General features: G+C 53.9%; 10 protein-coding genes. 4 read left to right on the forward strand and 6 right to left on the reverse strand.

Going from position 1 to position 13,953, the window contains the following annotated elements; genetic code table 11:
* Nucleotides 1–67: 67 nt before the first annotated feature.
* From M3223_RS15325 to M3223_RS15340, 4 genes are read right to left on the reverse strand one after another with little or no spacing between them, the layout of a single operon-like run.
* Entirely contained in the window at nt 68–1,225 is a 1,158-nt protein-coding gene (locus M3223_RS15325) for a GerAB/ArcD/ProY family transporter (RefSeq protein WP_251562962.1), read from the reverse strand.
* Nucleotide 1,226: 1 nt separating this feature from the next.
* Nucleotides 1,227–1,436, reverse strand: coding sequence for a hypothetical protein (locus tag M3223_RS15330; RefSeq protein ID WP_251562964.1), 210 nt, complete (start codon nt 1,434–1,436; stop codon nt 1,227–1,229).
* Nucleotides 1,437–1,440: 4 nt separating this feature from the next.
* Complete coding sequence (locus M3223_RS15335; protein WP_251562966.1) at nt 1,441–2,637, reverse strand: Ger(x)C family spore germination protein; 1,197 nt, start codon at nt 2,635–2,637, stop codon at nt 1,441–1,443.
* A gap of 12 nt (nt 2,638–2,649) precedes the next feature.
* Entirely contained in the window at nt 2,650–4,188 is a 1,539-nt protein-coding gene (locus M3223_RS15340) for a spore germination protein (RefSeq protein WP_251562968.1), read from the reverse strand.
* A gap of 271 nt (nt 4,189–4,459) precedes the next feature.
* Here M3223_RS15340 and M3223_RS15345 point away from each other — a divergent pair, with 271 nt between their 5' ends.
* The 4 genes from M3223_RS15345 (at nt 4,460) to M3223_RS15360 (ending at nt 10,632) form a co-directional block, all read left to right on the forward strand.
* Entirely contained in the window at nt 4,460–7,054 is a 2,595-nt protein-coding gene (locus tag M3223_RS15345) for a peptidase G2 autoproteolytic cleavage domain-containing protein (protein ID WP_251562970.1), read from the forward strand.
* A gap of 127 nt (nt 7,055–7,181) precedes the next feature.
* Nucleotides 7,182–7,991, forward strand: coding sequence for an ABC transporter ATP-binding protein (locus M3223_RS15350; protein ID WP_251562972.1), 810 nt, complete (start codon nt 7,182–7,184; stop codon nt 7,989–7,991).
* Complete coding sequence (locus M3223_RS15355) at nt 7,988–9,700, forward strand: hypothetical protein (protein ID WP_251562974.1); 1,713 nt, start codon at nt 7,988–7,990, stop codon at nt 9,698–9,700. The genes M3223_RS15350 and M3223_RS15355 overlap by 4 nt, the downstream gene beginning before the upstream one ends.
* Before the next feature lie 104 nt (nt 9,701–9,804).
* The gene (locus M3223_RS15360; RefSeq protein ID WP_251562977.1) at nt 9,805–10,632 is read left to right on the forward strand and encodes a metallophosphoesterase family protein; all 828 of its coding nucleotides are present in this window, start codon (nt 9,805–9,807) and stop codon (nt 10,630–10,632) included.
* A gap of 62 nt (nt 10,633–10,694) precedes the next feature.
* On the opposite strand, the gene M3223_RS15365 is transcribed toward M3223_RS15360, so the two are convergent.
* Both M3223_RS15365 and M3223_RS15370 read right to left on the reverse strand, forming a co-directional pair.
* A complete protein-coding gene (locus M3223_RS15365) occupies nt 10,695–12,077 on the reverse strand; it encodes an MATE family efflux transporter (RefSeq protein WP_251562979.1) in 1,383 nt (460 codons plus the stop codon).
* Between the two features lie 145 nt (nt 12,078–12,222).
* Nucleotides 12,223–13,233 carry a LacI family DNA-binding transcriptional regulator gene (locus M3223_RS15370; protein WP_251562981.1) on the reverse strand — a complete coding sequence of 337 codons (1,011 nt, stop codon included), beginning with the start codon at nt 13,231–13,233 and terminating at the stop codon, nt 12,223–12,225.
* Nucleotides 13,234–13,953 lie beyond the last annotated feature (720 nt).

Genomic DNA, 13,953 nt, shown 5'->3' on the forward strand with positions numbered 1-13,953 from the left:
GCGCCATCTCACACAGCATGTAAAAGGGGCTGTCCATACGGACAGCTCCCTTTTGGCTACCAACCGTTTAATCCATTTCGGAGATAGGCTCGTGTTTCTCTCTCTCTTCTCTGCTCTTCGCCAGCTTTTTGCGCACAGCCGGAAGGCCAAGCAGCAAAAATTGGATAAAGGGCAGGCTGAGATACACGTACACATCGTACACCGGGTAGTAATAGGTCAGCAGCATGTTATAGTTGGCTATATTCGGCGTGTTAATTACAGTGCCCGCCAGCAGCATCAGCGCCAGAGGCATTGCCAATATTTTATCGTCTCGCAGCCCAATCATCTCGCCAATGCCTTTCATTAAGGCATAAGCGAACAAAGCCGCTTTGGAAAAAACCGTCACGATCCAAAGAAAAGCAAGCAGCGCTTCAACTCTCTCCAGAAAGTTCCCGATGGAAATGCGGCGGGCCAGCAGAAAAGTCGGGTAATATTGAGCCGACATCATTTCAGGTCCTAACACCATGATGCACATAAAAACAACGACGAGCAAAAAGGAGCTCCCGATTAAAAAGCCGTTGCGGATTGCCTTGCTCATAGCTTTTGCGTCTCCCTGCAAATTAGGCACGAGCATGAGTATGGCTGCCGTTTCCATGAAGGCAAATCCGAAGGCGGGGAAGGCTCCTTTCAGAATCGGCATAATACCGTTGCTTGCGATAGGAAGCAGCTCATGAAGCTGGGCCTGGGGCAACAGACAAAAGCTTAAAAACAGAAACATGAGCAGAAAAATAGGGAACAAAAGCTCGCTCATTTTAGCAAATGATTCCAGGCCGTACCTCAAAGAAGCTGTTAAAACGATCACAAACAGCAGGATGATTGCCTCCGGAGGCGTATCATGCATCATCTGCGTTTCCATAAACAAGCTGATCTCGACCAGAAGCGTCAAAATCATAATGAAAAAGGAATACATATAAACGAAGCTGATGAATCCGCCAGCCCATTTGCCAGCCATAATGAGTGCAGAGCCGACTAGGCTATGCCCCGCCTGCCGTTTGGCAAGCGAGGCGAATAACCAGGCGACCAGCATGCCCGCCCCTATCGCGAGCAGCATCGATAACCAGGCGTCATCCCCGGCCTCGGTGCCAATGATATTTGGCAGAATCAGAATCGTATCGCCGATTAGGCTGAAAACAATAATGATTCTGAACTGCCGGGTCGTAATAACGCCGTTGCTAAGCTTATCCATCTTACTTCCCGCCTATCGCAAAAAAACGGACAAACTCTAACGGACTTGGGAACGGCAGCCTGAACCCGTGGGCCGCATGCAGCATTAAGCCAGCCAGACCGAACACTACAAAGGCAGACAGATCTTTTTTGCTCTTTTGCTTCAGCATGGCCGGCATGTCCAATGCCGCTGCAATGCCAAGCCAGATTATGCCAACTAAAACTGCATACATTCGCCTAACCTCCCTTTTGATCCGGCGAGATGGAGTTTCCGATTGTGCCTGTTGTATTGATTTTCATTTTGACCTCGTAGCTGACCTCCGCTGCCGGAAAGCCGACATCATCCCATTGCTCGGTAATTCCTTTCCAATGCTTCGGATATTTCCGTTTTGTCCAGATTCCTAATCCTACAATATCCGTATGATTATCCTGGGCCCATTTCATTGCGGCCTCGGCATTTTCCTTAATAATTTCAGTCGCTTTTTGTTCGAGCTTAGGGAAGACCGACGGATCGACCAGATTGACGGAGTTGCAGGAATTTTCGACTACGTCTCCGGTTGTAATCAGTTTAATCTTGTAAGAGAGCTTTCCGTCCTTCAGTTTGGGAACGATTTTTGTTTTGGAAGCTGTTATTTCAATGCCGGTGTAATGTTTATCCTCGCAAGGAAGCTCAAGCGAGGTGCTGCCCATTATGTCGGTCAAATCGGAATAGCCCTTGCTTTCCTTTTGATTCAACCAGCCGATAAGTCGGTCGCCTTTAAAGGCGCCAAGGCCGCGGTACTGATAGTAGGCGGCAGGATCAAAGCCGTCCAGATTGGTTCGTTTGTCCGCTTTTTTTCGATCGCCTTTAATTACGATACCGGTAAGCACAAGCTGCTGGCCGTCGCTTTTGATTAGGTGCAGCATTTTGTCCATATTGACTGCGACAGACGGCGCCCATTCTTTTTCCGATCGCTGAAGAGATTGCTGCATGCTGTAGGTCGGCAGCTTTTCCAGGGGGGTGTATAGCTTTAAAATATCCTCGGCGTTCACTCCGCGTGCGACGACTACGTTATAATCCATGCGTGCTTCGTTATTGCGCAGCGTGCTGTCCACCACGCCGCTAAGCCCTCTGCGGGCAATCTCCTCGCTGACGACAAACAGCTGCAAATGCCCGTAATAAAGCAGGCGGGGCGCTCTAGTCGTCAGTGCGCGAGATGCTTCAAAGAGAGTGTTGCCCGCTTCCTGATACAGTATTCCGGGCGCACGATAGGTGCTGTTGCTCTTCGTTGCAATTTCATTCGGATTGACAACCTGATAAGAAACGAGATATTTTCCGTCCTGCCAATCTACGGCTATGCCTAGCACAATCAGCAGGTCGTTCAGCTCGCGGCGGCTCCAGCAGCCGCTAAGCATAGCCAGGCACAGGAGCACAAGTGCGATTCGGCGCAGCATCGGACGCCCTCCTTACTTGCGAATTTTAACGCGCGCCGCACCGCCTCTGCGTGAAGAACGCGGCTGGCGATAGGTAATCCATCTTGGCATCCGGATAAGAAAATCCTCCTCGGCATCTTTAGTCCGCAGCGGGGCAAGCGGCGCCATATAAGGCTCTCCAAATGTTTTGATTGAGCTGAGATGAAGCAGGAGCATCAGGAACAGCAGAATAATCCCATACAGGCCGAATGAAGCGGCTGTGGCCATAAAGGCGAAGCGAAGCACGCGAATCGGAATTGTAATGCTGTACGAAGGCAGCGTAAACGTTGCAATCGCTGTAACCGATACGACGATAACCATTGCCGCCGATACGATTCCGGCCTCAACGGCAGCTTGTCCGATAACGAGCGTACCCACGACGGATACGGCTTGGCCGATCGGACGCGGCATCCGCAAGCCGGCTTCGCGGAGAATTTCAAACGTGACCTCCATCAGCAGAGCCTCTACGAATGCCGGGAACGGAACGCCTTCCCGTTGTGCGGCTAAGCTGAACAGCATCGTAAATGGCAGCATGTCACGGTGGAAAGTTGTAATGGCAATATAAATGGACGGGAGCAGCAGGGCGATGAATAGGCCAAGCAGGCGAAGTGCGCGCAGCAGCGTGGAATAGAACGCATACTGGTAGTAATCCTCCGCTGACTGCATAAAGGAAAAGAACGGGGCCGGAGCGATCAGCACGTCGGGGGTGCCGTCGACCATAATAGCTATTCTTCCTTCCATAAGCTCGGCGGCCACATTGTCCGGCAGCTCGGTATTTTTCATCGTTGGAAACAACGATGTCCGATTGTCGGCAATCATCTCTTCCAGATAACCGCTTTCCAGCACTCCGTCAATGTCAATTGCTTTTAAACGATCCCGGACATTCTCGATGACAGAAGGTTTAGCGAGCCCGTTCACATAGGCCAGCACCACCTCTGTTTTGCTCAGCCGGCCTATTACCATCGGCTCCATCCAAAGGCGGGGATCTTTGATTTTGCGGCGGATGAGCGGGATGTTGATGGCGAGCGTCTCCGTAAAGCTTTCCCGCGGACCGCGAATGGAGGTCTGGTTGGGAGACTCGGCGATTTCCCTGCCCTTCCACTCGCAATTGTTGGCGCTGTAGGCGGACTCGCTTCCGTCAAGCACAAGAATGACCATGCCTGACAGCAGCTCGTCATACAAGGACTCCATATCTACGATTTGCTTGACGGGTCCGATCTGATGAAGCAGCTTAAGCGCAACGGAGGCAAGCGGTGTCCGCCCCGCTTGGCTTTCCAAGGTAGACACTTGTTCATATTGAAACACGCTGGACATATATGGGTTAATGGCTGTCTCATCCGAAAGACCGTTCATGTAAACAAGAGCGGCCTCGGGAATAGAGTCCGGTCCATACTCAAAGTCCCGTATGATGAGGTCATAGCTGCCGCCGAGATCCTGCCTGATTTGATTCAGCAGCCGTCTGGCATCGGGATCCACAGAGATGTTCTCAATGCTTCCCGGTTGGGCGTTTATCCAACTGTAGTCGCTTTTCATAGTCGCACGCTGCCTTTATCTTAGAATCCAAATCCTGTCCGGCTAACAAGCGGACCAGGCTCGGTCAAAGTATTTCCAGACGCTGGTGGAACTATCCAAAGAGGCATAAGGTATCGCGGTTCATATGTACGGCTTCAGTCCGGCAGACGAGAAAAGGCGGGAGGCATAAGTGGATGATGCGGCGTCAGTCCCTCCCTGGCAAGCATCCATTCCTTCCGTGGCGGTTCGGCATACGCTGTTCCTAAGCATAAAAATGAAAGAAGGTTGCTTTATGGATAGCGGATGCAATCGGATTGCCAGCGGGCAATGTTCGGAAGCTGAAGGCGCAAATACGCTCGCTAAAGGCTTCGCTTCCCATGCGGAGGGAAGCGAAACCGTGGCGGCCGGTTCGGCTTCTCACGCTGAGGGCTATAGGACGGTCGCCGCAGCCAATACGTCGCATGCCGAGGGCTCGAATACGGTGACAGAAGGCTCCGCCTCGCATGCGGAAGGGTATCAAACGATGACAACGGCAGATGCCGCGCATGCGGAAGGGTCAACGACCGAGGCTTCCGGCATTGCCGCGCATGCGGAGGGAAGCTTTACTTTGGCAAGCGGCGGTTCAGCTCATGCCGAAGGATCGTTTACGATTGCAGAGGGAGCGTTATCCCATGCGGAAGGAAGCAGCACAACAGCTCTCGGAGTTGCCTCGCATACGGAAGGGTTCGGGACCGTAGCGGAAGCGGACAGCTCGCATGCCGAAGGCTCAGGCACCAGGGCAGGCGGCTCTGCTGCCCATGCGGAAGGTCATTTAAGCGCAGCGCTGGCGAATTCCTCTCATGCGGAAGGATCTTCGACAACGGCTTCGGGAGACGCGTCTCATGCCGAGGGTTTCATGACTCAGGCGATCGGAGAGGCTTCCCATGCGGAAGGAGCGAACACCTCTGCCGCAGGATACTGCGCCCATGCGGAAGGGCTTTTTACGAATGCGGCCGGAATGGCATCCCATGCCGAAGGCTCGGGGACTGCCGCAAGCGGAGACTATTCCCACGCGGAAGGGCTGGGCAGCGAGGCTTCCGGCAGATTTTCGCATGCCGAAGGAGTGGACACGTCCGCCTCCGGACTGTACGCCCATGCCGAAGGTTTTCAATCGTCGGCTGAATCCGTGAGCGCTCACGCAGAAGGGAATAACACGGTGGCCAGTGGTTTCGCCTCGCATGCGGAAGGCAATGTGACCTTAGCTTCGGGCAGCTGCGCCCATGCCGAGGGAATAGGTTCAACCGCCTCCGGCTTTGCCGCCCATGCTGAAGGAAACGGCTCCATTGCTTCCGGCAGCTTCTCTCATGCCGAAGGGACAACAACGTCGGCCCAAGGAGAAAACTCGCATGCGGAGGGAAGCGGGAGCACGGCAGCTGCAGCAAATTCCCATGCAGAAGGATCGGCAACGACGGCTCAGGGGACAAACTCGCATGCGGAGGGAAGCGGGAGCACGGCAGCTGCAGCGAATTCCCATGCGGAAGGGTCGTCAACGACAGCTCAAGGAGCGAGCTCGCACGCGGAAGGGTCGTCAACGACAGCCCAGGGGACGAACTCCCACTCGGAAGGAACATTAACGGCGGCTCAAGGTCCTAGCTCACATGCGGAGGGGAATTCTTCAAAAGCGATAGGTGCAAATTCGCATGCCGAAGGCGCATCAACTACAGCGCAAGGGGGCAACTCGCACGCGGAAGGTTTGGGCTCCACAGCCTCAGGCAGCAGCTCGCACGCCGAAGGATTGTTTTCGCAGGCGACGGGAGTCAGTTCGCATGCGGAAGGCCAGTTGACAACGGCATCCGGTGAAAATTCGCATGCAGAGGGGTTAATCACATCGGCTACGGGCCTTAATGCTCATGCGGAGGGCCAGCAAACCACCGCTTCCGCTGACAATGCTCATGCAGAGGGCAGCCTCAGCAATGCCAGCGCTGCAAACGCCCATGCGGAGGGAAGCTCAAGCGCGGCATCCGGAGCTTCTGCGCATGCGGAGGGGAATTTAACGGTAGCTAGCGGAATCAGCGCGCATGCCGAAGGCAGCCAATCGGCAGCTAGCGGGCTTAGCGCGCATGCGGAGGGCAATGCGACGATTGCCTCCGGCAGCTCCGCCCATTCCGAAGGAAGCAGCACGATCGCAAGTGCGGATAACAGCCACGCGGAAGGGTTCACCACGATTGCCAATCAGGTGGGCTCGCATATAATGGGCAGGTTCGGAAATACTCGGTTTCCGTATTCCTGGCATGTAGGGAACGGCATCTCCAGTTTCATGCCGGCCTTGGCCGCCTACCTGGAGGGCGCGACGGGAAATATGGCTATTGACGGCACCTACACCTCCGGTGGAGCCGATTATGCCGAAATGTACGAAACCGCAGATGGAGCTCCAATCGAGCCGGGTTATTTTGTCACGCTGGAGGGCGACCGGATTCGCTTAACAGTTTCACCGAAAGATTATATATTAGGCGTCGTGAGCGCAAGAGCGACTATGCTGGGAGATGCGGCGGAGCTTAGATGGACAAAGGCGTACTTAACGGATGAGTGGGGCAGAGTCCGTTATGAGACGGTTACGATTCCAGAACAGACCGATGCCAGTGGTACTGTCATAACGGCAGCTCATAACGTTGTGCAGCCAATGGTGAATCCCGATTGGGACGTTTCGCAGACCTATATTCCGCGCAGGCTTCGACCAGAATGGGTGCCGGTCGGGCTGGTCGGCAAGCTGCTTGCCCGCGACGACGGAAGCTGCGCTGCAAACGGATTTTGCTTGCCTAACGGTGAGGGGATCGCGACTGCATCTCCGAGCGGTTATCGCGTGCTGCGGCGCACTGGCGCCAATCAAATATTAATTCAGCTGAAATAGCTCAGCCCCTGCTGCGGCAGCCTGTGCCATCGGAGCCCGCTCCAGGCACGGGCTCTTTTGCTTATGAGCAACTTTTGATAGACTGGTAGAATAGACCAATTGAAGAAATGAAAGGCGGATGTATGTATTGAACTCTCCCCCCGCTCCCAATCTTGAACCAGTTATCCGGCTTCGCGATTTACGTAAAAATTATGGCTCCAAGATTGTTTTGAAAGGCATTGATCTGGAGGTTTATCCCGGGCAAATTATTGGATACATCGGTCCCAACGGCGCAGGCAAAAGCACCACGCAAAAGCTGATGTTAGGGCTGGAGCAGGATTACTCCGGCACGATCGAGGTGCTGGGGTATGATTTGGCTGCCGGTTCGCATGACTACAAAATGCGTATCGGATATGTGCCGGAAACGACGGAAATTTACGATATGCTTACCGCGCGGGAGTATTTGTCCTTCAGCGGGCAGCTTTACGGGCTGAAGCAGGAGGATGCCGAATATAAAGCGGCTCAGCTGATGCGCATTTTTGGGATGGAAGAGGTATTCGACAAGCGCATTGATTCCTATTCCAAAGGCATGCGTCAGAAAGTAATGCTTACCGCCAGCGTGCTGCACAATCCCGACGTGCTGTTTCTGGACGAGCCGCTAAGCGGGCTTGACGCCAGCAGTGTCGCCGTAGTCAAGGACGTTTTTTCTTTGTTGGCTGCGCAGGGAAAAGCAATCTTCTATTCCTCTCACATCATGGACGTTGTTGAGAAGATCAGCAGCCGCATCATCTTGCTGCATGAAGGACAGATTGCCGCCGACGGCAGCTTCGCGGAGTTGAAGGAGCGTGGAGCAGAGGGCAGCCTGGAGCAGATTTTTAATCAAATGACGGGTTTCACGGAGCATGGCGCGATTGCAGAGCAGTTCTGCCGGACGGTTCAGGAGGACTATAACCAATGAATGATTTTGCCGCGCTTCGGCTGCTCGACCGCTTCCGCGGCAGGCTCGCTGCATCCGGTTACGACTATGCCGCGCTGCGTGTTATTTTGCAGGCTAAGCTGACGATGGACGGCCGGCGGCCCTCGGGATTGATGCAGTCGTTTGGCAAAGGAGCCGATCCAGACAGCGTGTCAACGCGAAGCCTGTATTTCTCTTCGCTGTGGATATACACTGTCCTCAGTGCGTTCATGCTGCCCATTCTATTTATCGGCACCCGCAACCCGATGCTTGGAATGAGTCTGCTCATTTCTGCACAGATTTTTCTGATCGCCTCGCTCGTTATGTCCGACTTCGCCGCCGTCATGCTGGATACGAGAGATCGGGCGATTTTAGGCTCCAAGCCGGTGCTTCCCAAAACGGCTGGTCTCGCCAGACTGCTCTATGCAGCCCATTATATGTTCTGGGTTGTTGCTTCAATGACCGCGCTGCCGTTGATCGTTTTGCTGTTCCTGCATGGCCCGCTCGCATTTCTCGTTTATTTTGCCGAGCTGTTTCTGCTGTCCGCGCTCATTCTGTCCGTAGCCGGAGGCATATACTACATCATTTTGCGGCGCTGGGACGGATCGAAGCTGAAAGATATGATTAATTACGCGCAAATCGCCCTGGCGATCTCCGTGTTTTCCGGTTACCATATCGGCAGCCGCCTCATCAATTTCAACCTGTTGGAGCAGTCGCTGGAACCGCAATGGTGGTGGGCGCTGCTGCCCCCGTTATGGTTTGCCGCTCCGTTTGAGCTGATTGCGGGCCGGACGGATGTGCTGCTCTATACGCTTGCCGCGCTTGCAATCACGGTTCCGGTATTGTCGTTTCTGCTCTATGTCCGGCTGCTTCCCGCATTCGAGCGTGCGGTGCACAAGCTGGCCGAGAAGGAGGGCGAGAGTAAACAGCCGGGCATGACGTCCGAACGGACGCATAAAGATTCGCCAGTTGCGCGTGCAATTGGAGCTGCAGCAAAAACCGGCCGCAGAATAACCGTTCGCGAGCGTCTGATCGGTCTACTGTTCCCTGATTTCAAGGACCGGGCTTTGGTACAGTTTGCTTATACGATGTTCGGCAGGGAGCGGGAGTTCAAGCTGAAAACGTACCCGGCTTTGGCCTATTCCGTCCTGTTTCCCTTCCTTATGCCGCTTCTTGAGCTGAAGGACGAGGGCTTCCGGTTGGGCTCGCTAGCGCCGTCCATGGGCATGTCGCTGTATTTTGTCGGCATGTGTATCCCAGCGCTCATTGCTTTGCTGCCTTATTCAAGCCGCCCTACTGGCGCGTGGATTTATAGTGTCGTTTCTGGGCTGCAAATAACCCGAATTCAACGCGCCGGGTTAGCGGCTGGTCTGTTGAAGTTCTTTTTGCCTCTTTTTACAGTGACGGCTATCGGATTTCTGGTCATCCTGCAGGCAGAAGGCCTGCCGTATCTGGCTGCTGTGACTTTTTCTTTGTCCATCTACGCCGTCATTTGTTATCGGACATTTCCTAAATCTATTCCGTTTGCCGAGCCCTATCCGACAGGTAACGGCGGGAAAGTCGGATACACCTTCCTGCACATGTTCATTCTGGTGGCACTTTTTGGAATTCATTTCCTTGTTCATTCGCTCGCCGGAGCAACTGGAGTATGGATTTATGCCGGAGTGCTTGCGCCACTAAGCTACTTCGTATGGAAGTACGGCTTTAAGTGAGTCAATCGGAGAAAATGACAAGTAATCCAGTTAACGAAGCCTACCGTCTTTCCGCTATAATCTGGGGGGAATAACCAACTTCGCATTGGGGAGGCAATATCAGCATGAAACTGATCGTTATGGGAGACTTGCATTACAGCGCGTTTGAGGAGGGCTCTCCAGAGGTGGAGCAGGTGCACGCCGCATATTACGGAAAGCTGATTGAGCGTTTTTTGGAACAGGAAGCCGATTATCATATCTCGCTTGGTGATTTGACAAATTTGGGCGTGGAGCGCGAGCTCCGTGAAATATACGATTTGATTAGTCCTTGGAACCGCCGGTTCCTGCAAGTTTTGGGCAATCACGATCTGAACGACCGAGCGCGGGCGGAAGTGCTGGCCCAGACCGGACAACCGCGTTATCATAGCATCGAGACGGACGAAGCCGTGCTTGCTTTCATCGATACGGCGCGCGAGCAGGAGCTGGACAACTGGGGAGGTTTTGTCGACGAGGAGCAGCTGAACTGGCTTGAGGAAACGGTTATCGCTTCCGGCAGCAAGCCGCTGCTCGTCTTCGCTCATCATCCCGTCCATCTGTCTACGGTGGGCTCGGAAGTTGTAATGGGCTCCATTGATCCGGATATCGACATGTGGCGGGCGCTCAAGCATAAAAAGGGAATCGGCCTCTACTTCAACGGGCATACCCATAACGAATCGATTGTGGCCAAAGAGAACTGGACGTTTGTACAGATGGGAGCTTGTCTGGACATCCCGGCCTTCCGTATCGTTGAAGTTGGAGCGGATGAAGTCGCGATAACAACGATTGAAGCGACGGATAAGGAAATTGTAGACGGTCCGCCGGTTCTTTGCGCCAATATGAAACATTTCTCGTTGAATACGTTCGCCAGAGGCCAAGAGAGCGACCGCCAGGTTCGCGTAGCGTTGGTCCGTTAACGCCAAAAAACGCTCCATTCCGTTTAAGGAATGCGAGCGTTTTTTTGTTATGGTGGCGCCGGTCAGCTCCCGCTGTCTACAGCTCCGGATTCTCTGATACGAATTGCCTTCTGGACAATTCTGAGCCGGATGCCAAAGCCAACGGTAGCGAACGTCAGGCCAGCCGTAATGCCGACCCAGAAGCCGTAAGGTCCGAGATCCGTCCAAGCGGCAAAAGCATACCCGAGCGGCATGCCGATGATCCAATAGGAAACAAAAGCGACGATGAACGGAACCTTGACGTCTTTATATCCGCGAAGCACGCCTTGGAGAGCGGCCTGCGAGGCATCGGACAGCTGGAACAGAAGGGCGAATATAAGAAACGTTACGACCAGAACGGCGACTTCAGGGTCGCTCGTATACATCGCCGCAATAGACGGTCGGAAGAAGTACAGCGCAACGGCAGCTGTAACCATAATGCCGACTGCCAGCGAAACGCCCATATTGGCATAGGCGCGTGCATGCTTGAAGCGTCCGGAACCCGCTTCGTACGAGACGATAATCGTAAGCGCCATGCTGATGCTGAGCGGAATCATGAACAGCAGGCTGGAGAAGCTTACCGTTGCTTGATGCGCCGCGATGATTGTGGTGCCGAACATGCCGCCCATAAACAAGGTTACCGCAGCGAATATACTTGCCTCAAAAAATGTAGACAGTCCCATCGGAATGCCGATGCCAAGCAGCTCCTTGAAGCTTTTCCAGGACGGGGCGTACCAGCGGCGGAACAGCCGGTGCACACGCAGCGTCTCGGTTCGGAACGTCAGCCAGACGCTGACGGCGAAGATAAACCAGTACGTCAGGCCGGTTGCGTAACCGGAGCCGACTCCGCCAAGTTGGGGCATGCCGAGTTTGCCGAAAATAAGGCCGTAATTAAGCACAATGTTAAGCGGTATGGCCGCAAACATCATAAACATCGTCATCCGTGTATAACCCTGAGCTTCCCAGAAATAACGGAGCACATAACTGCCGAATAGCGGAATGATGCCGATGGACAGGCCGATTAGAAAATGTTTGGCGATGCGGTGAACCTCGGAATCCAGCCCCATCAGAGAGAGCACGGGCTCAACGGCAAACGCGCCCGCGATTAGTATAAGCAGTGAAATGATAAAGGACAAATAAAGCGCCTGAACGACAGGACGGGATATATGGTCTTTTTCGCCGCGGCCGATCATTTGGCCGATAGTTGGCGTGATGGCAAACAGCACGGAGTTCATTCCGGTCATGAGCGGCATGAACAGGCTGGAGCCGACGGCGACGCCCGCCAAATCGTTCTTTCCGGCGTGGCCGGACATCATGGTATCGATCACGCCCATGGCGTTGTAACTCATCTGAGTGATGATGATAGGGCCGAGAATCGAGAGGAACAGCAGCATTTTTCCGCGCAGGGCGGGTTCGTGACGAATCATGGTGAAGCAACCTCCAGTGGAGCCGATGACACGGGTACAATCCTGATTGCAAGCGTGGTTCTGCTCAAAAAATTAGATCTGCCCGAAACGGACAGATCATTCTAGTGTACCACATTGAGCAGACTTCCACAGCATGCGGCAATATTTAGGTCGAGGATTCGCGCGGAATGAGACGATGCGGCACAATGACTCGCCGCTGCTCGATCGGCTCTCCCTTGATGGAGCGGAGCAGCAGACCGGCAGCTTCAAGGCCAAGATCGTAAACGCCGATATCAACCGAGCTTACAGGCGGAGAGCTGAGCGGAGACATCGGGTTATCGTTAAAGCCGAATACGGCCATATCCCCGGGCACGCTATAACCAAGCTCGGAAAGAGAATTCAGGATGCCAAATGCCAGCAGGTCGTCCATAACGACAAGAGCCGTTGGCCGGCCGGGGGATTCCATCAGCTCGCGGACGGCCGCGGTGCTGTCGGCACGCAGCAGCTCTGCGTTGACGAACCATCCGGGCGGAGGCTCGATACCTGCTTCCGACAGCGCTTGCCGGTAGCCTTCGTGGCGGTCTGCCGACACGACGAGCTCCAGCGGGCCGCTGGCATAGCCGATCCGGCTATGGCCCCGGTCCAGCAAATGTTTTGTAACGTCATAGGCGCTCTGCACATTGTCGTTATCCACGGTCAGAATGTCCGGCAGCTCGGGGTCGCGCCCGATCAGCACAAACGGAAACTTCTCTTTTTGTAAAAAGCGGATGACGTTATCGTCGAGGCGGGACTGCAGCAAAATAATGCCGTCAACACGCCTTCCTTTAACGAGCCGATTAACGGCATCCAGCTCTTCCTGCTCCGACTTGCCTGTCTTGAGCAGCAGATCATATCCGGCCCGGGTCGCTTTGCTCAGGATGCCGCGCGTAACCTCGGAGAAAAAAATATCGAGGAAAGCCTCGTCCGCATTTCTCGGAAGCAGCAGCCCGATTGTCATCGTGGTCCGGGAGACCAGATTTTTAGCCATAAGATTGGGGTGATAGCCGAGTTCTTCCATGACGGCTTTAACCTTTTGCGACGTTGCAGCGCTAATGCGTGTACTGCCGGAAATAACACGCGAGACGGTCGAAGGAGACACGCCGGCTTTTTTTGCCACATCAATAATGGTTATATTCATCGGTTACAGTCCTCTGCGGTATGAATGGCAGGCCCTGAGGCCCGGGTAAAGCTATGAAAATTGTAAGCCTCAAGGAGGGGTAATTGCAACAATTCCGCATAAAAAAACAGCCAAATGCAGCAATTAACCTTATTTCGCTGCCAAAAGCCGTACATTTATAGAGTTAAAGCGAGAAATTACCGTGGAAATGAAAGGACGGAGGCTGGTGAAGGGCGGTCCAATTCTGAAAGTGATGTAGACGGAGCGGACCTTCCGGCTCATAAAACTTGGATGATTTGAATTAGACCAGATCGACATTCGGCAAATATTTAGATCAGAGCGAGCAGGAGCAGGCATTCGAGCAAGCGGACTCCTTTCGCAGCGAATAGTGTGCGATAAGGGCGTCAAACGACCTTACCGAGGGGGAAACACGAGGAACGGGCTCGGTAAGGGCGTCAAACGACCTTACCGAGGGGTAAAACCCGAAAAACGTGCCCCGTAAGGGCGTCAAACGACCTTACCGAGGGGGGAACACGAGAAACGGGCTCGGTAAGGCCGTCAAACGACCTTACCGAGAGGTGAAACCCGAAAAACGTGCCCCGTAAGGACGTCAATGCAGTTAGAATAAAAAGTGGACACCCCTTAACGTGGATCAGATAAAATAAGCTACGAAAGGTGAGGTGTTCACAGTGGGGAAAATACGGCAACATTACAACGATGAATTCAAATTAAAAACGGTCA

The sequence above is a fragment of the Paenibacillus pasadenensis genome, from assembly GCF_023715725.1.
Taxonomy (GTDB): domain Bacteria; phylum Bacillota; class Bacilli; order Paenibacillales; family Paenibacillaceae; genus Paenibacillus_O; species Paenibacillus_O pasadenensis_A.